The sequence below is a fragment of the Pseudomonas sp. Pseusp49 genome (assembly GCF_059491875.1).
The window spans coordinates 1,519,438-1,537,733 of record NZ_CP168514.1; the positions used below are offsets into that span (position 1 = coordinate 1,519,438).

The following is an 18,296-nucleotide window of genomic DNA, read 5'->3' on the forward strand; positions in this document are numbered from 1 at the left end:
AACCCTTGGCCGCTGGCTAAAGTCGCTCCATCGAATGCGCAAGACCGCCACCCGAACGGCAGTGCGCAGCGACTCACAATGACAAGAAGCCGGCAGCGCAAGGAACCGTATTCATGAAAATCAAAGCGATCCGTACCCGCGTTTTCGAGTGGAAAGGCAAAGTCGTGCCACCCCAGGCGCACTTCTGCACCAACGCCAGCGACATTCTCTTCGAGCGCGGCGACGCCATGGGCTCGTTCCGTTTCCACGGCTGGCTGGTGGTGGAAGTCGAGACCGACACCGGCCTCGTCGGCATCGGTAACTGTGCCCTGGCGCCGCGCGTGGCCAAGGAAATCATCGACACCTACCTGGCGCCGATCGCCATTGGCGAAGACCCGTTCGACAACGAATACATCTGGCAGAAAATGTACCGCCAGAGCCACGCCTGGGGGCGCAAGGGCATCGGCATGGCGGCGATCTCGGCCATCGACATCGCGATCTGGGACATCATGGGCAAAGCGGTGAACAAGCCGGTGTTCAAGCTACTCGGCGGGCGCACCAAGGAAAAGATCTGGACCTACGCGTCCAAGCTCTACGCCAACGACAACCTCGACCTGTTCCTCGAAGAAGCGCAGGGCTACCTGAACCAGGGTTTCACCGCGCTGAAGATGCGCTTCGGCTATGGCCCGAAGGACGGTCCGGCGGGCATGCGCCGCAACATCGAACAGGTGCGCGCCCTGCGGGAGCTGGCCGGCCCCGACGTCGACATCATGCTCGAATGCTACATGGGCTGGACCCTCGAGTATGCCCGGCGCATGTTGCCGAAACTCGCCGAGTTCGAGCCGCGCTGGCTCGAAGAACCGGTGATCGCCGACGACATCGAAGGCTACATCGAGCTGAAGAAGATGGGGATCATGCCGATCTCCGGCGGCGAACATGAATTCACTTCCTACGGCTTCAAAGACCTGCTGGAGCGCCGCGCCGTCGACGTGATCCAGTACGACACCAACCGCGTCGGCGGCATCACCGCCGCGCGCAAGATCAACGCCATGGCCGAGGCCTGGTCGGTGCCGGTCATCCCCCATGCCGGGCAGATGCACAACTACCACCTGACCATGTCCACCACGGCTTCGCCGATGGCCGAGTTCTTCCCGGTGTTCGACGTCGAAGTCGGCAACGAGCTCTTCTACTACGTGTTCAAGGGCGAGCCGCAGCCGGTCAACGGCTACATCCAGCTGGATGACAACAAGCCGGGTCTGGGCCTGGAAATCTCCGATGAGTACCTGAGCGATTTCAACATCATCGAGTGACCGTCCGGCGCCGCTTTCTCGCGGCGCCCACCACGACTTTTCGGAGGACCGACATGCGTCTGATTCAGTTTGAAAACAGCGACGGGCAACGCCAGGTTGGCGTGGTTGAGGGCGCTTGGGTCCAGGTGCTGCGCGATACCCGCAGTACCCGTGAACTGGCCCTGGCCGCCATCCGTGCCCAGTGCAGCCTGCAAGAAGAAATCGCCCGGCGCGGCAGCGAACCCGGTCCGGATTACGCGCAGCTGTTGCAGCAGCGCAAGGTCCTGCCACCGCTGGACCACGAAGACCCTGCCCATTGCCTGATCAGCGGCACCGGCCTGACCCATCTGGGCAGCGCTGCGGCGCGGGACAAAATGCACCAGCACGACGGTGAAGTCGAAGCCGGCATGACCGACACCATGCGCATGTTCAAGTGGGGGTTGGAGGGCGGCAAACCGGCGGCGGAGCAGGTCGGTGCGCAACCGGAGTGGTTCTACAAGGGCGACGGCAGCATCGTCGTGCGTCCCGGTGCGGATTTCCCGGTGCCGCCGTTTGCCGAGGACGCCGGTGAGGAGCCGGAACTGACCGGCCTGTATGTGATCGGCGACGACGGCCAGCCGTACCGTGTCGGTTACGCGCTGGGTAACGAGTTCTCCGACCACGTCATGGAGCGGCGCAACTACCTGTATCTCGCTCATTCGAAACTGCGTTGCTGCTCCTTTGGCCCGGAGCTGCGCGTCGGTGAGTTGCCCAGGCATCTGGTCGGCACCAGCCGCATCACGCGCAACGGCCAGACGATCTGGGAAAAAGAGTTTCTCAGCGGCGAAGACAACATGTGCCACAGCCTGGCCAATCTCGAATTTCATCACTTCAAGTACGCGCAGTTTTTGCGTCCCGGCGATGTTCATGTGCACTACTTCGGTACCGCCACGCTGTCGTTTGCCGACGGTGTGAAGACCCAGCCGGGGGACAGCTTCCAGATTAGTCTCGATGAGTTCGGCGCGCCTTTGGTCAACGGCATCGGCGAGAGCGCCCAGCCTTTGGCTATCGGTCAGGTACGCACACTCTGACCCCCGTAGGTCTGCAATCGATCAAGGAATCCACATGAGCCTGTTTCCTGGACACAACTACATCGGTGGTCGCCGCAGCGCCAACGGCACGTTGCAGTTGCAAAGCCTCGACGCCACCACTGGCGAGCCCTTGCCCGGCACCTTCTTCCAGGCCAGCGAAGCCGAAGTGGATGCCGCTGCCAAAGCCGCGGCTGCGGCATACCCGACCTACCGCAACCTGAGTGCGGAAAGACGCGCGCGGTTTCTCGACGCCATCGCCAATGAAATCGACGGGCTGGGCGATGAGTTCGTCGCCACCGTGTGTCGCGAGACAGCGTTGCCGGCCGGGCGTATCCAAGGTGAGCGTGGCCGCACCAGCGGCCAGTTGCGCCTGTTCGCCAAGGTACTGCGTCGCGGCGACTTCTATGGTGCGCGCATCGACCGTGCCTTGCCGGATCGCCAGCCATTGCCGCGTCCGGATCTGCGTCAGTACCGCATCGCCCTGGGGCCGGTGGCGGTGTTCGGCGCGAGCAACTTCCCGCTGGCCTTTTCCACCGCCGGTGGCGATACCGCCTCGGCACTGGCCGCCGGTTGCCCGGTGGTGTTCAAGGCCCACAGCGGGCACATGGCAACCGCACAGTGGGTGGCTGACGCGATCATCCGTGCCGCGGAAAAAACCGGTATGCCGGCCGGTGTGTTCAACATGATCTACGGCGGCGGTGTCGGTGAATGGCTGGTCAAGCATCCGGCGATTCAGGCAGTTGGCTTCACCGGTTCACTCAAGGGCGGCAATGCCCTGAGCCACATGGCCGCAAACCGGCCGCAGCCGATCCCGGTGTTCGCCGAGATGTCGAGCATCAATCCGGTGTTCCTGCTGCCGCAAGCCCTCGAGGTGCGCGGTGAGCAGATCGCGGCGCAATTGGCAGGTTCGGTGACCCTGGGCTGTGGCCAGTTCTGCACCAATCCCGGGCTGGTCATTGGTGTGCGCTCGCCGCAGTTCAGTGCTTTTCTTGAGACTTTCTGCGCCCACATGAACCAGCAGCCAGCGCAAACCATGCTCAACGCCGGCACGCTGGCCAGCTACAACCGGGGCCTTGGCGAACTGCACGAACATCCGGGCCTGAGCCATCTGGCGGGCCGGCCGCAACAGGGCAATCAGGCGCAGCCGCAGGTGTTCAAGGCCGATACCGGCCTGTTGCTCAAGGGCGATGAATTGCTGCAGGAGGAAGTGTTCGGGCCCACCACCATCGTCATCGAGGTCGAGGATCGGGCGCAGTTGGCGGCAGCATTGCAGGGCTTGCGTGGGCAATTGACCGCGACCTTGATTGGCGAAGCCGACGAACTGCTGGAGTACCGCTGGCTGGCGGAACTGTTGCAAGAGAAGGTCGGGCGGATCCTGCTCAACGGCTATCCGACCGGCGTCGAAGTCTGCGAGTCCATGGTGCATGGCGGGCCGTATCCGGCGACATCCGACTCGCGGGGGACCTCGGTCGGCACCTTGGCGATCGATCGCTTCCTGCGGCCGGTATGCTTCCAGAATTATCCGGACGCGCTGCTGCCCGAGGCGTTGCAGAACGGCAATCCGCTGGGGATTCGTCGGTTGGTGGATGGGGAGGTGAGTATTTCCGCTTTGTGATTGTTGGTGTCTGGTCTATCGCCTTCGCGAGCAAGCCCGCTCCCACAAGGACCGCGCAAACCCTGTGGGAGCGGGCTTGCCCGCGAAAGCGTCATCCGCCACGCAACAACTCTACCGCTCAGCCACCAAACCCGGCTTCACCGCAGCCGGCTTCAACACCAGCCACAACGCCAACGCAATCAACACCCCGCCATAGATATGCGCCATCGACAGCGGCTCATCGAGAAACAGCGCGCCCCACAACACGCCAAACAGCGGGATCAGGAAGGTCGTGGTCATCGACTTCACCGGGCCGATCGAACTCAGCAGCCGGAAGTAAATAATGTAGGCAAACGCCGTGCAGCCCAGCCCCAAGCCCAGCAACGACAGCCATACGCTCCAGCCGCCCCAGCTCGCCGGTGGCTGGCTGATCACGCTGTAGCCGAACAGCGGCAGCAGGAACAAGGTCGCGCCAAGCATGCTGCCCAGTGCCGACAAACGACTATCGAGACCGCCGGCCTGATCGAGCCAGCGGCGGGCCAGGAATCCGGCAAATCCGTAGCACGTGGTGGCGAGCAGGCAGGCGACGGCCCCCATCAGCAGTGCCATATCGAACGCCACCGGACCGGCACGGGTCAGCACGCCCACGCCGAACAACCCCAGGAATACGCCACCGAGCTTGGCGCCAGTGAGCCTTTCATGGAAAAACAGGCCGCCGATCAGCACGCCCATCAAGGGGGTCGTGGCATTGAAAATCGACGAGTAACCGGCAGGCAGCACCTGCGCGGCAACGGAGTACAGGGTCGCGGGGATGCCGGAGTTGATCACCCCGAGCAGCATCACGGTCTTGAGTTTGCCCTTGAAATCCCAGCTGATGCGCATCAGGCCAAGAATCACCAGCAACCCGACGGCGGCAATCGATACGCGGAAAAACGCGGTGGGCAGGGAGCCGATCACCGGGGCGATGATGCGCATGAACAGAAAACTCGCACCCCAAATGGCCGCCAGGGACAGTAAACGGAAAATATCGACGGGGTTCACAGCGCGTTCCTTCCATGATGAAGGGGCGAAAGTGTTGCTGAGTGCGTGATCGATGGCAACCGAAAACCGGGCATTGAACTCTTCAGGGCGTCGATGACGCGGCGCCTGGAAAATTACGCTTCTCCTGCACCCGGTTCACTGGCTAAGCTCAAGCCTCCCGAATTCCCGCAGAGGTCTCACCATGCCGCAGCAATGGCCAGCCGCCGACATCGCCCGCTTGATCCTCGATGGCTTTGACGATTACCGCGAGCATTTCCGGCAGATCACCGACGGTGCCCGGGCCCGCTTCGAACAGGCCCGGTGGCAAGAGACGCAATCGGCGTCGGCGGCGCGGATCAATCTGTACGAAGATAAAGTCAGTGAAACGGTAGAGCGGCTGCGCACTGCGTTTGACGCCGACACCCTGGACGTCAGCTGCTGGCCACTGGTGAAAAGTGCCTACATCAGCCTGATCGACCTGCGCTTCGACGATGAACTGTCCGAGACCTGGTACAACTCGATCTTCTGCGGGCTGTTCAGCCATGACCTGATCAGCGACGGCTGCATGTTCATCCACACCACCCGGCCGAGCCTGCGCCGTGCCCGGGCCGCGCAAACCCGCACCTACAAGCCGCAAGGCCAACTCTCGGCGATGCTGGCCAGCATCTTCGCCGACTACCGCTTCAGCGAGGATTACGCCGACCTGTCCGGTGACCTCAAGCGCCTCGAAGCGCAACTGCGCGAGAACCTGCCGGACTGGGTGTGCAAGGACCCGGAGTTGAGCGTCGAGCTGTTTTCCTCGGTGCTGTACCGCAATAAAGGTGCGTACCTGGTGGGGCGCATCTACACCGCCGACGAGCAATGGCCGCTGGCAATTCCCTTGCTGCACCTGGAAGGTCGCGGTATTCAGATCGATGCGCTGATCACCGACGAAGCGGACGTGTCGATCATTTTCTCCTTCACCCGCTCGTATTTCATGGTGGATGTGCCGGTGCCGGCGGAATTCATCGGCTTCCTGCGGCGCATCCTGCCGGGCAAGCACATCGCCGAGCTGTACACCTCGATCGGCTTCTACAAGCACGGCAAGTCGGAGTTCTACCGGGCGCTGATCAATCACCTGGCCAACACCGACGACCAGTTCATCATGGCCCCCGGTGTGCGCGGCATGGTCATGAGCGTGTTCACCCTGCCGGGGTTCAACACCGTGTTCAAAATCATCAAGGACCGTTTCTCGCCATCGAAAAACGTCGACCGCGCCACAGTGATCGAAAAGTACCGCCTGGTGAAAAGCGTCGATCGCGTCGGGCGCATGGCCGATACCCAGGAATTCGCCGACTTCCGTTTCCCGCTGGGCAAGTTCGACCCGGCGTGCCTGGAGGAACTGCTGGACGTCGCACCCTCCACGGTGTCGGTGGAAGGCGACACGGTGCTGATCCGTCACTGCTGGACCGAACGGCGCATGACCCCGCTGAACCTGTATCTGGAAAACGCCAACGAAGCGCAGGTGCGCGAAGCCCTGGAAGATTACGGCCTGGCGATCAAGCAACTGGCGGCGGCCAACATCTTTCCCGGCGACATGCTGCTGAAGAACTTTGGCGTCACCCGTCACGGCCGGGTGGTGTTCTACGACTACGACGAAATCTGCTTTCTCACCGAGGCCAACTTCCGCCACATCCCACAACCGCGCACGCCGGAAGACGAGATGGCGTCCGAACCCTGGTACTCGATCGGGCCGCTGGATGTGTTCCCGGAAGAGTTTCCGCCGTTCCTGTTTGCCGATTCGGGGCAGCGCAAGTTGTTCGATCAGTTGCATGGCGAGCTGTACAACGCCGATTACTGGAAAAGCCTGCAGGAGGCGATTCGCGCCGGCAAAGTGATCGACGTGTTCCCGTATCGCCGCAAAGGCCTCGACAACGAATAATTCAACCTGATCGTTCCCATGCTCTGCATGGGAACGATCACATCAAACTCCTGTAGGAGCTGCCGAAGGCTGCGATCTTTTGATCTTGATTTTTTCGACATCTTTGAAAAGCAAGATCAAAAGATCGCAGCCTTCGGCAGCTCCTACAGGAGAACCAGCCAATCCATGGCAAATCTGCGACAATCGCCACCCTGCGCCACTAGACGACTGAATTGCGTACCCGATGACCGACGAATCGCCCTCCATCGACAAACTGCTGAAAAACCTCGATCACGCCATGCTCGCCGACCGCCACCGGCTGCGGCGGCAGTTGCTTGAGCTGCGCAAGAAACCCGACGAGGCCAAACTGGGCCAGTGGGTGACGCGCATGCAGGCGTCCTGTGAGCAGGTGCTGGCGCGCCGCGCCAGCCTGCCGGTGATTCGTTACGACGACAGTTTGCCGATTGCCGCCAAGCGCGACGAAATCAAGAAGGCGCTGGAAAAGCACCAGGTGCTGATCATCGCCGGTGAGACCGGCTCGGGTAAAACCACCCAGTTACCGAAGATCTGCCTGGAGATCGGGCGCGGCCAGTATGGCTTGATCGGCCACACCCAGCCACGGCGGATCGCGGCGCGCAGCGTGGCCAGCCGGGTTGCCGAAGAGCTGGGCACGCCGCTCGGCGCCCTGGTCGGCTATCAGGTGCGCTTCGAGGACCAGAGCGATTCCAATACCCTGATCAAACTGATGACCGACGGCATCCTGCTGGCGGAAACCCAGAACGACCGCTATCTGGAACGCTACGACACGATCATCGTCGACGAAGCCCACGAACGTAGCCTCAACATCGATTTCCTGCTCGGCTACCTGAAAACCCTGCTGCCGCGCCGCCCGGACCTGAAGGTCATCATCACCTCGGCGACCATCGACCTGGAGCGTTTCTCCAAACACTTCGACGATGCGCCGATTGTCGAGGTGTCCGGCCGTACGTTCCCGGTGGACACCTGGTATCGCCCGCTGACCCTGGAGCAGGACGAAGAGGGTAACCGCGTCGAGGACGACCTGACGGTGGATCAGGCGATCCTCGCCACCCTCGACGAAATAGCCGCCTACGAGCGCAGTGAGCGCCGCAGTCCCGGTGACGTGCTGGTATTCCTGCCGGGTGAACGTGAGATTCGCGACGCCGCCGACATGCTGCGCAAGGCCCAGCTCAAGCACACCGAAATCCTGCCGCTGTACGCGCGCCTGTCGCCGGCCGAGCAGCAGCGGATTTTCCAGTCGCACCCGGGGCGTCGCGTGGTGCTGGCGACCAACGTCGCGGAAACCTCGCTCACCGTGCCGGGCATCCGTTACGTGATCGACAGCGGCACCGCGCGCATCAGCCGCTACAGCTACCGGGCCAAGGTCCAGCGCCTGCCGATCGAAGCCGTTTCCCAGGCCAGCGCCAACCAGCGCAAGGGCCGGTGCGGACGGGTCGAGCCGGGCATCTGCGTGCGTCTGTACAGCGAAGAGGATTTCCTCGGTCGCCCGGAATTTACCGATCCGGAAATCCTGCGGACCAACCTCGCGGCGGTCATTTTGCAGATGTTGCACCTGCGCCTTGGCGAGGTCAGCGCGTTCCCGTTCATCGAGCCGCCGGATGGCAAGGCCATCAGTGACGGTTACAACCTGCTGCAGGAACTCTCGGCGGTGGATCGCAACAGCCAGTTGACCCCGCTCGGTCGCCAATTGGCACGACTGCCGGTGGACCCGCGCATGGGGCGCATGTTGCTGGAAGCGGCGAAGCTCGGCAGCTTGCAGGAAGTGCTGATCGTCGCCAGCGCCATGTCGATCCAGGACCCGCGCGAACGTCCGCCGGAGCGTCAGCAAGCGGCGGATCAGGCCCACGCCCAGTGGAAAGACGCCGACTCGGACTTCGCCGGTCTGGTCAACCTGTGGCGCGGATTCGAAGAGCAGCGCCAGGCGCTGACCGCCAACCCGCTGCGCAACTGGTGCCGCAAGAATTTCCTGAATTACCTGCGCCTGCGCGAATGGCGCGACTCTCATCGCCAGTTGAGCCTGATCTGCCGCGACATGCAGTTGAGCCTCAATAAGGAGCCGGCGGACTATCCGAAACTGCACAAAGCGGTGCTGGTGGGGTTGCTCAGTCAGATTGGCCAGAAAACCGAAGAGGGCGATTACCTCGGCGCGCGTCAGCGGCGGTTCTGGATTCACCCGTCGTCGGGCATCGGCAAGAAGCGTCCGCAGTGGCTGATGACCGCCGAACTGGTGGAAACCACCAAGCTTTACGCGCGCATGGTGGCGAAGATCGACGCCGACTGGATCGAACCGCTCGCCGGGCACCTGATCAAGAAAAACCACTTCGAACCCCATTGGGAGAAGAAGCGCGGCCAGGTGGTTGCGTTCGAGCAGATCACCCTGTTCGGGTTGATCGTGGTCGGACGACGGCCGGTGCATTACGGCCCGGTGGATCCGGTGGTGTCTCGTGAACTGTTCATCCGCGAAGCGCTGGTGCGCGGCGAGATCCAGTCCAAAGCCAAGTGCCTGACGGCCAACAAACAGCTGCTGGAGCAACTCGACGAACTGGAAGCCAAGGCCCGCCGTCGTGACATCCTGGCGGATGAAGAAACCCTGTACGCGTTCTACGACGCGCGCCTGCCGGCGGAGATTCATCAGACCGCGACCTTCGACAGCTGGTACCGGATCAACAGCCAGAAAGATCCGCAGCTGTTGATCATGCGCGAAGAAGATGTGCTGGCCCGTGAAGCCAGTGAGGTCACCGCACAGCATTACCCGGATACGCTGCACATCGGCGATCTGGAGTTGGCCCTCAGCTACCACTTCGAACCGAACCATCCACGGGACGGCGTGACCCTGCGCGTGCCGGCACCGCTGTTGCCGATGCTGCCACCGGAGCGCCTGGACTGGCTGGTGCCGGGTGTCATCGAAGCCAAGTGCATTGCCCTGGTGCGCAACCTGCCCAAGGCCTTGCGCAAGAATTTCGTGCCGGTGCCGGACTTCGTCAAGGCTGCCTTGCAGCGCATGACCTTTGCCGAAGGCTCGCTGCCCCAGGCCTTGGGTCGCGAGCTGCTGCGCATGACCGGAGCGCGGGTCAGCGATGAAGCCTGGGCCGAGGCGGCGCAGCAGGTTGAAAGCCATCTGCGGATGAATCTGGAAATCGTCGACGGCCAAGGCAAGTTCCTCGGTGAGGGGCGCGATCTGGCCGAACTGACGGCGCGTTTCGCCGAGGCCAGCCAGGCCGCATTGGCGGTGCCGCAAACCGCCAAGAGCCAGCAACCGGTTGAGCCGAAAGTCTTCGCCGCCGTGGCCGAGAAAACCCAACAGAAGATCGCCGGGCTATCGATGACGGTCTATCCGGCGCTGGTGGAAGAAGCCGGCACGGTCAAGGAAGGGCGGTTCTCGACCCCGGCCGAGGCCGAGTTCCAGCATCGCCGTGCCCTGCAACGCTTGCTGATGCAGCAACTGGCCGAGTCGGCAAAATTCCTGCGCGGCAAGTTGCCGGGCCTGACCGAGCTGGGCCTGCTGTACCGCGACATGGGGCGTGTCGATGCGCTGGTGGAAGACATTCTGCTGGCCAGCCTCGACAGTTGCATTCTCGAAGGCGAAGACCCGCTGCCACGCGATGGCGCCGGATTGGCGTCCTTGGCCGAACGCAAGCGTGGCGCCTGGACCGAGCACGCCGAGCGTGTGGCGAAGCTGACCCTGGAAATCCTCAAGCTCTGGCATGGCCTGCAAAAACGCTTCAAGGGCAAGATCGACCTGGCGCAGGCCGTGGCCCTGAACGACATCAAGCAGCAGCTCAGCCACCTGGTCTATCCGGGGTTTGTCCGGGAAACACCGATGCAATGGCTCAAGGAGTTGCCGCGTTACCTCAAGGCCATTGAGCAACGCTTCGAAAAAATCGCTGCCCAGGTGCAGCGCGACCGGGTCTGGAGCGGTGAATTGAGCGGCCTGTGGACGCAATACCAGACCCGCGCCAATAAACACGCCCAGGAAGGCAAGCGCGATCCGCAGCTGGAGTTGTATCGCTGGTGGCTGGAGGAGTACCGGGTTTCGCTGTTTGCGCAGCAACTGGGAACCAAGGTGCCGATCTCCGACAAGCGCCTGAACAAGCAGTGGTCGCAAGTCGAGCCGTAGACCCGAGGCCAGTGCAATACCTGTGGGAGCGAGCTTGCTCGCGATGGGGGCATCACATTCAACATCTATGTTGCCTGTCAGGCCGCAATCGCGAGCAAGCTCGCTCCCACAGTTTTGCATGGTCCGCAGGTAGGGTTCATCCAGCAAAAAGGCGCCAAAACCCACTGTTTATGGCAAACTTCGCGCCTATAAATGCCGGCCCCGCGGTTTTGAGCCTTCACGGTCGCGGGCAGGTCGGAATAAAGCGATGCCAGGTTTGCGTCCCCGGACGGGAATAGACCCTTTGTGTATTGGTACGACGGTGCCAATGCTTTCTGCCTGAACAGATTAGAGACACGACCATGCATAATGTCGTCATCAGTGGCACCGGCCTGTACACCCCGGCCAACAGCATTTCCAATGAAGAGCTGGTCCAGTCTTTCAATACTTACGTCGCGCAATTCAACGCCGACAACGCCGATGCCATTGCACGCGGTGAAGTGCAGGCATTGACCGAATCCAGCGCCGCATTCATCGAAAAAGCCTCCGGCATCAAGAGCCGCTTTGTCATGGACAAGGACGGCATTCTCGACCCGCAACGCATGGCCCCGCGTCTGCCGGAGCGTTCCAACGACGAGTGGTCGGTGCTGTGCCAGATGGCCATCGGCGCGGCCGAGCAAGCCCTGCAGCGTGCCGGCAAGACCGCAGCGGACATCGACGGCGTGATCGTCGCCTGCTCCAACCTGCAACGTGCCTACCCGGCCATTGCCATCGAAGTCCAGGAAGCGCTGGGCATCCAGGGTTTCGGTTTCGACATGAACGTGGCGTGCTCCTCGGCGACTTTCGGTATCCAGACCGCCGCCAACAGCGTGCAACTGGGTCAGGCCCGCGCGGTCCTGATGGTCAACCCGGAAGTCTGCACCGGCCACCTGAACTTCCGTGACCGCGACAGCCACTTCATCTTCGGCGATGCCGCCACCGCGGTAATCATCGAGCGTGCCGACCTGGCGACGTCCAAGTATCAGTTCGACATCGTCAGCACCAAGCTGCTGACCAAGTTCTCCAACAACATCCGCAACAACTTCGGCTTCCTCAACCGCGCAGCGGAAGAGGGTATCGGCGCCAAGGACAAACTGTTCGTGCAGGAAGGCCGCAAGGTGTTCAAGGAAGTCTGCCCGATGGTGGCCGAGCTGATCGCTGAGCATCTGCAAGAGAACCAGCTCAACATCAGCGACGTGAAGCGCTTCTGGCTGCACCAGGCCAACCTCAGCATGAACCACCTGATCGTCAAGAAACTGCTGGGCCGCGATGCGACCGAACAGGAAGCCCCGGTGATTCTCGACACCTACGCCAACACCAGTTCCGCCGGTTCCGTGATTGCGTTCCACAAGAACCAGGACGATCTGGCCGCCGGTTCGCTGGCCGTGCTCAGCTCGTTCGGCGCCGGTTACTCGATTGGTAGCGTGTTGCTGCGCAAGCGCTGATTCTGCGGCTTGAAAAGATCGCAGCCTGCGGCAGCTCCTACAGGACCGGATTCACCGTGAACCCAACCCTGTAGGAGCTGCCGAAGGCTGCGATCTTTTTTGCAGGAGAGAAAACAGTCTCGCGTTGATGCATCGGAGGATGATGGGGACCGATACATCAACGCCAGGCTGTAAAAGGGGCCCGGGCTTCCTTGCCCGAGTCGTGTAGCGGGTGAATCAGAACTTGGCTTCGGCATCCAGTTGCAGGGTGTTGATGTCCGAATCCTTCTTGTTGATGTTGGCGTTGGTCTGGTCCGAGGTCGCCATGTAGTAGGTCGCGCCCAGGGCAAAGTTCTTGTCCAGGTCGTAGCTCACTTTCAGCTTGCTGCCGCGCGAACCGGTGAAGCCGTTGGCGAAGTCGGAGTCGGTGAAGGCACCCACCACGGCGTTACGCTGTACGTCGCGGTAGTTGTAGTCCACGTTGAAGCCGTAGAGCTTGGACTTCACACCGGCCAGCCAGCCAGTGTCCTGGTCGTTGCTGGCATCGGTGTTGTTGACGTACTGACCGTAGATCGACAGCGGAACCGGCAGGTTGCTGAAGTCCAGCTGACCAAAGCCTTCGTACAGTTTGAACCGTTCGCCCGGGCTGTTGCCGTTGACGGCCAGTGCGCATGGCGCAGTAACGGTACCCGAGGTAGGGCAGGCGCTGCTGTCGTCGTTGTCGTAGGCGTAGAGACTGCCGCCCAAGGTCATTTTCATGCTGTCGGTGATGCCGAAGCGCGCACCCAACTGGCCAGCGTACAGACGCAGGTCGTGCTTGAACTGCACGCCTTCGCCGTCGACGTTGTCCTTGAGGGTGTAGTGACCGGCGCTACCGAACAGCTCGGTGCTGCCGCTCAACGGGTACTTGTAGGTGACGGCCAGGCCTTCCGGGTTGATGTCGCTATCCCAGATGATGTCGCCCATGCTCACCCATTGTTGCGGCATCTTGCCGCCAACCAGGTGCAGGTTCTTGATCGCGTCCGGGTGGTAGTCGATGTAACCCTGGTCCAGCCAGATCTGCTTCTTGTCGAAGTAGTTGTTCAGGTCCTGGTTGGTCGAGCGAGCGTCGTCGTTGCTGCCGGTGGCAATACGGATGCCGGTGTCGACCTGCGGGTTGATTTCGCTGTAGGCACCCAGGCGGGCACGAATGCGCTGACGGTCCTGGTCCTTGTTGTTTGGCACGCCATCGTTGTGGACGTTTTCCTGACGGAAGCGCACGTCGCCCTTGAACTGGGTCTTTGCCGCCCATGCAAGCTTCTGGTCGAAGGCGCTCAGTGTGTCGGTTTTCTTCGCGGTGGCCGCGATTTGCTCGTTGGTCTCTTGCTGAGCCTGACGGGCAATCTGCTGTTCTTTCTGATCCCTGGCCAGCTCGGCTTGCAGTTCGCTGTACTGCGCGTTGGTGATCGAGCCGTTAGCCTTGAGCATGTCGAGCAGTTTGGCGTCGACTGCGGCACTGGCCGGAACACTCATGGCCAGCAACAGGCCACCGCACAAGGCCGCCGCAGTTTTCGTGGAAGCAAGACGCATATCAATCTCCGAAGATGAGAGGGGATGACAGAGCCATCCGGGGCACAACCGACCGTAAGGGGCGGAAAACTGTGGCCGGGATATAACCCGGCGCTCTAAAAACAGGCGCCAGTATCGCGATGGTTTATTACAGGGCGGTGGCAATGTGATGTCATGTCCGTGACGATAAAACGCCGCCGTGAACCATTGAGTTAGAGCACTGTCGTCGCTTTGCCCGTGTGCAATGTGGAGCGATAGGCGATACTCGCGGGGCTTTCACGCCATAAAGAGTGAGGATGGTGATGCCGTTGCAACGCCTGCAAAAACTGTCAGAAATCGCCCCGCAGACCTGGGATGCCATGGTGCCGCAGAGCCAGCCTTTTCTGCGTCACGCTTTTTTGAGCGCACTGGAAGACAGCGGCAGTGTCGGCCCCCATTCCGGCTGGCAGCCGGAGCATCTGCTGCACGTTGAAGGTGAGCGCCTGATCGCCGCGCTGCCCGGCTATCGCAAGTGGCATTCCTATGGCGAGTACGTGTTCGATCACGCCTGGGCCGATGCCTGTGAACGCGCCGGCATCGATTACTACCCCAAACTGTTGAGCGCGGTGCCGTTCAGTCCTGTGACCGGGCCGCGACTGTTGGCGGCCACGGTCGAAGACGGTTTCGAATTGTTGAAAAGCCTGCCGGGCTATCTTGAACTCGAAGGGCTTTCCAGCGCCCACATCAACTTCACCGATCCATTCACCGATGCGGCATTGAGCGAGCAGCCCGGCTGGTTGCAGCGCGTTGGCTGTCAGTATCACTGGCAGAATCGCGGTTACCGGGATTTCCAGGACTTCCTCGACGTGCTCAGTTCGCGCAAACGCAAACAGATGCGCAAGGAGCGCGAACAGGTGGCCGGGCAGGGCTTCGAGTTCGAATGGCTGGAGGGGCGGGAGCTGAGTCAGGCGCAATGGGATTTCGTCTATGCCTGCTACGCCAATACCTACGCGGTGCGTCGGCAAAGGCCGTATCTGACGCGGGAGTTTTTCAGTCTGTTGGCTGAACGCATGCCGGAGTCGATTCGCGTGGTGCTGGCCAGGCAGGGTTCACGCCCAGTGGCGATGGCGTTCAGCCTGGTGGGGGGCGACAGCTTTTATGGCCGTTACTGGGGATGCCTGGCGGAGTTCGATCGCCTGCATTTCGAGACCTGTTTCTACCAGGGGATGGACTACGCCATCGTCAACGGTTTCCAGCGTTTCGATGCCGGTGCGCAAGGCGAGCACAAACTGATTCGTGGATTCGAGCCCGTCATTACCCATTCCTGGCACTACCTGCGGCATCCGGGGTTGAAGGCGGCGGTGAAAGACTTTCTGGAGCAGGAGCGGCTGGGGGTGCTGGCTTATGCAGAGGACGCGAAGTCAGCCTTGCCTTATCGACAAGGCTGATCTTCACCGTAGGGCGTGTCAGTTGTCTTCCTTGCCCAGCCAGCGATACAGCACGCCGCCGACCACTGCGCCGAGCAGGGGCGCGACCCAGAACATCCACAGTTGTTGAATCGCCCAGCCGCCGACGATCAGCGCCGGGCCGGTGCTGCGCGCCGGGTTGACCGAGGTGTTGGTGACCGGGATCGAGATCAGGTGGATCAGCGTCAGCCCCAGGCCGATGGCAATCGGCGCCAGTCCTGCCGGTGCACGTTTATCGGTGGCGCCGAGGATGATCAGGATGAACATCGCGGTCATCACCAGTTCACAGACAAACCCTGCCGCCATCGAATAGCCGCCAGGCGAGTGTTCGCCGTAGCCGTTGGACGCCAGGCCTCCCGCCAGTTCGAAACCGGGTTTGCCGCTGGCAATGAAGTACAGCAGGGCGGCTGCAATCACGCCGCCAATGACCTGGGCAATGATGTAGGCCGGCAATTCACTGGCCGGAAACCGCCCACCCACCACCAGGCCGAGGGATACCGCAGGATTGAGATGACAGCCGGAAATATGGCCGATGGCGAAGGCCATGGTCAGTACGGTCAGGCCAAACGCGAAGGACACCCCGAGCAAGCCGATCCCCACCTCTGGAAAAGCCGCCGCCAACACCGCACTGCCGCAACCACCCAATACAAGCCAGAACGTACCTACCAACTCAGTCGCCGAACGTTTTAACAGAGACATAAGAGAGTGCCCTTTCGAGATTATGCTGCCTTGAGCCTCCAGCCGATGGACTGCAGAACCACCTCCAGAACGTTGCAGTGAGTACAGCACGGTTTTTTCAGAATTCCAGCAGGCATGAAAAACCGCCAGGCCCCGTGTTTGACGGGGGCTGGCGGTTTTTCAATCTTCGGTATGACGCTTATCCCTGTGGGAGCGAGCTTGCTCGCGATAGCGGTGGATCAGACGCCATTTCTGTCGACTGACACTCCGTCATCGCGAGCAAGCTCGCTCCCACAGGGGCGGTGTGTTGTTTCGGGACTCAATCGATCCCGACAAACCCGCCAGTCTGGTGTTGCCACAACCGCGCATACAAGCCGCCATGGGCGAGCAACTCGGTGTGGGTTCCGGTTTCGGCGATCTTGCCGTTTTCCAGCACCACCAGCCGGTCCATCCGGGCGATGGTCGAGAGCCGGTGAGCGATGGCGATCACGGTCTTGCCCTGCATCAGGGTTTCGAGACTTTCCTGAATCGCCGCTTCGACTTCCGAATCCAGCGCCGAGGTGGCCTCGTCCATGATCAGGATCGGCGCGTCCTTGAGCAGCACACGGGCAATGGCGATGCGCTGGCGCTGGCCGCCGGAAAGTTTCACCCCGCGCTCACCGACATGGGCATCGAAACCGCTACGGCCTTCGGCGTCCGACAGTGCAGGAATGAAACCGTCAGCCCGGGCCTTGTGCACCGCTTCCCAAAGTTGGGCGTCGGTGGCGTCGGGTTTGCCGTACAGCAGGTTGTCACGGATCGAGCGGTGCAGCAGCGAGGTGTCCTGGGTGATCATGCCGATGCGCTCGCGCAGGCTTTCCTGGCTGACGTCGGCGATGTTCTGGCCGTCGATCAGGATACGTCCGCCTTCGACGTCGTACAGGCGCAGCAGCAGGTTCACCAAGGTCGATTTACCCGCGCCGGACGGGCCGATCAGGCCGATTTTCTCGCCAGCCTTGATGGTCAGGTTGAGGCCGCCGATGATCCCGCTCTGCTTGCCGTAGTGGAAGTCCACCTGCTCGAAACGCACTTCGCCACGGGCCACCGCCAGGGGTTTGGCCTGGTCGCGGTCGGTGACGCTGACCGGTTGCGAAATGGTCTGCAGGCCATCCTGCACCATGCCGATGTTTTCGAAGATGCCGGTCACCACCCACATGATCCAACCTGACATGTTGACGATACGGATCACCAGGCCGGTGGCCAGGGCGATGGCCCCCACGCTGATCAGCGACTGCGTCCACAGCCACAAGGCCAGGCCTGTGGTGCAGACGATCAACAGGCCGTTCATGCTGGTGATGACCACGTCCATGCTGGTGACCACGCGGCCGGCCAGTTGGGCCTTCTCGGTCTGTTCCTTGATCGCTTCGCGGGCGTATTGCTGCTCGAAGTTGGTGTGGGCGAACAGCTTCAGGGTGGTGATGTTGGTGTAGCCGTCGACAATGCGCCCCATGAGTTTGGAGCGCGCATCGGACGCCACCACCGAGCGATCCTTGACCCGTGGCACGAAGTACCAGAGGGCGCCGATGAAGGCGAAGATCCACGTCAGCAGCGGGATCATCAGGCGCCAGTCGGCTTCGGCGAACAGCACCAGCGAACTGATGGCGTAGATCAGCACATGCCACAACGCATCCACCGCTTGCACGGCGGAATCACGCAGCGAGTTGCCGGTTTGCATGATGCGCTGGGCGATGCGCCCGGCGAAGTCGTTCTGGAAGAAATTCAGGCTCTGCTTGAGCACGTAGCTGTGGTTCTGCCAGCGGATCATGCTGGTCATGCTGGGGCTCAGGGTCTGGTGCACCAGCAGGTCATGCAGGCCCACGAATATGGGGCGCAGCACCAGCGCCACCACCACCATCCAGGTCAGTTCGAGGGCGTGCTCGCGAAACAGATTGGCGTTCGGCGTGCCCTGGGCCAGGTCGATGATGCGGCTCAGGTAGCTGAACAGCGCCACCTCGATCAATGCACCAATCAGGCCGACGATCAACAGGGCGGCGAAGCTCGGCCAGACCTGCTTGAGGTAGTAGGTATAAAAAGGGAATACACGATCCGGCGGGGACGCCGTCGGTGCTTCACGGAAAACGTCGATCAGTTTTTCAAAGCGGCGATAAAGCATGGGTCGTTCGCCCGCGAGCGGGC

The 18,296-nt window shown here is 61.7% G+C and carries 11 protein-coding genes; 7 read left to right on the plus strand and 4 right to left on the minus strand.

The window, feature by feature from the left end; all coding sequences use genetic code 11:
* Positions 1 to 113: 113 nt before the first annotated feature.
* From ACEN83_RS06745 to ACEN83_RS06755, 3 genes are read left to right on the plus strand one after another with little or no spacing between them, the layout of a single operon-like run.
* Entirely contained in the window at positions 114 to 1,289 is a 1,176-nt protein-coding gene (locus ACEN83_RS06745) for an L-rhamnonate dehydratase (protein WP_007972458.1), read from the plus strand.
* 53 nt (positions 1,290 to 1,342) lie between these two features.
* On the plus strand, positions 1,343 to 2,338 hold the full coding sequence (gene araD1 / locus ACEN83_RS06750) for an AraD1 family protein (RefSeq protein WP_495579836.1): 996 nt from the start codon (positions 1,343 to 1,345) through the stop codon (positions 2,336 to 2,338).
* Between the two features lie 34 nt (positions 2,339 to 2,372).
* The gene (locus ACEN83_RS06755) at positions 2,373 to 3,953 is read left to right on the plus strand and encodes an aldehyde dehydrogenase (NADP(+)) (RefSeq protein WP_495579837.1); all 1,581 of its coding nucleotides are present in this window, start codon (positions 2,373 to 2,375) and stop codon (positions 3,951 to 3,953) included.
* 111 nt (positions 3,954 to 4,064) lie between these two features.
* On the opposite strand, the gene ACEN83_RS06760 is transcribed toward ACEN83_RS06755, so the two are convergent.
* Positions 4,065 to 4,973 (minus strand): DMT family transporter, encoded by a 909-nt coding sequence (locus tag ACEN83_RS06760; RefSeq protein ID WP_126046903.1) that lies wholly within the window; start codon positions 4,971 to 4,973, stop codon positions 4,065 to 4,067.
* Positions 4,974 to 5,154: 181 nt separating this feature from the next.
* Between ACEN83_RS06760 and aceK the strand changes: the two genes are divergently transcribed.
* The 3 genes from aceK to ACEN83_RS06775 all read left to right on the plus strand — a co-directional run bounded on the left by aceK (position 5,155) and on the right by ACEN83_RS06775 (position 12,471).
* On the plus strand, positions 5,155 to 6,873 hold the full coding sequence (gene aceK / locus ACEN83_RS06765) for a bifunctional isocitrate dehydrogenase kinase/phosphatase (protein WP_495579838.1): 1,719 nt from the start codon (positions 5,155 to 5,157) through the stop codon (positions 6,871 to 6,873).
* 223 nt (positions 6,874 to 7,096) lie between these two features.
* Positions 7,097 to 11,008 carry an ATP-dependent RNA helicase HrpA gene (gene hrpA, locus ACEN83_RS06770; protein WP_495579839.1) on the plus strand — a complete coding sequence of 1,304 codons (3,912 nt, stop codon included), beginning with the start codon at positions 7,097 to 7,099 and terminating at the stop codon, positions 11,006 to 11,008.
* A 341-nt stretch (positions 11,009 to 11,349) separates the two neighbouring features.
* Positions 11,350 to 12,471, plus strand: a complete 1,122-nt coding sequence (locus tag ACEN83_RS06775) for a beta-ketoacyl-ACP synthase III (protein WP_102698950.1) — start codon at positions 11,350 to 11,352, stop codon at positions 12,469 to 12,471.
* A gap of 216 nt (positions 12,472 to 12,687) precedes the next feature.
* Here ACEN83_RS06775 and ACEN83_RS06780 read toward each other — a convergent pair whose 3' ends face one another.
* Positions 12,688 to 14,019, minus strand: coding sequence for a putative porin (locus ACEN83_RS06780; protein ID WP_007972467.1), 1,332 nt, complete (start codon positions 14,017 to 14,019; stop codon positions 12,688 to 12,690).
* 281 nt (positions 14,020 to 14,300) lie between these two features.
* Between ACEN83_RS06780 and ACEN83_RS06785 the strand changes: the two genes are divergently transcribed.
* Positions 14,301 to 15,425 (plus strand): GNAT family N-acetyltransferase, encoded by a 1,125-nt coding sequence (locus tag ACEN83_RS06785; protein ID WP_495580849.1) that lies wholly within the window; start codon positions 14,301 to 14,303, stop codon positions 15,423 to 15,425.
* Between the two features lie 18 nt (positions 15,426 to 15,443).
* Here the strand turns inward: ACEN83_RS06785 and aqpZ are convergent, their stop codons facing one another.
* Both aqpZ and ACEN83_RS06795 read right to left on the minus strand, forming a co-directional pair.
* Positions 15,444 to 16,142, minus strand: a complete 699-nt coding sequence (aqpZ, locus tag ACEN83_RS06790; RefSeq protein WP_007972470.1) for an aquaporin Z — start codon at positions 16,140 to 16,142, stop codon at positions 15,444 to 15,446.
* A 298-nt stretch (positions 16,143 to 16,440) separates the two neighbouring features.
* Entirely contained in the window at positions 16,441 to 18,273 is a 1,833-nt protein-coding gene (locus ACEN83_RS06795; protein WP_495579840.1) for an ABC transporter ATP-binding protein, read from the minus strand.
* Between the last annotated feature and the right edge of the window lie 23 nt (positions 18,274 to 18,296).

Coding starts and splice junctions, on each gene's coding strand:
- ACEN83_RS06795 (WP_495579840.1), bottom strand. CDS start 18,273: ATGCTTTATCGCCGCTTTGAAAAACTGATCGACGTTTTCCGTGAAGCA.
- ACEN83_RS06745 (WP_007972458.1), top strand. CDS start 114: ATGAAAATCAAAGCGATCCGTACCCGCGTTTTCGAGTGGAAAGGCAAA.
- aceK (WP_495579838.1), top strand. CDS start 5,155: ATGCCGCAGCAATGGCCAGCCGCCGACATCGCCCGCTTGATCCTCGAT.
- hrpA (WP_495579839.1), top strand. CDS start 7,097: ATGACCGACGAATCGCCCTCCATCGACAAACTGCTGAAAAACCTCGAT.
- aqpZ (WP_007972470.1), bottom strand. CDS start 16,142: ATGTCTCTGTTAAAACGTTCGGCGACTGAGTTGGTAGGTACGTTCTGG.
- ACEN83_RS06755 (WP_495579837.1), top strand. CDS start 2,373: ATGAGCCTGTTTCCTGGACACAACTACATCGGTGGTCGCCGCAGCGCC.
- araD1 (WP_495579836.1), top strand. CDS start 1,343: ATGCGTCTGATTCAGTTTGAAAACAGCGACGGGCAACGCCAGGTTGGC.
- ACEN83_RS06780 (WP_007972467.1), bottom strand. CDS start 14,019: ATGCGTCTTGCTTCCACGAAAACTGCGGCGGCCTTGTGCGGTGGCCTG.
- ACEN83_RS06775 (WP_102698950.1), top strand. CDS start 11,350: ATGCATAATGTCGTCATCAGTGGCACCGGCCTGTACACCCCGGCCAAC.
- ACEN83_RS06785 (WP_495580849.1), top strand. CDS start 14,301: ATGCCGTTGCAACGCCTGCAAAAACTGTCAGAAATCGCCCCGCAGACC.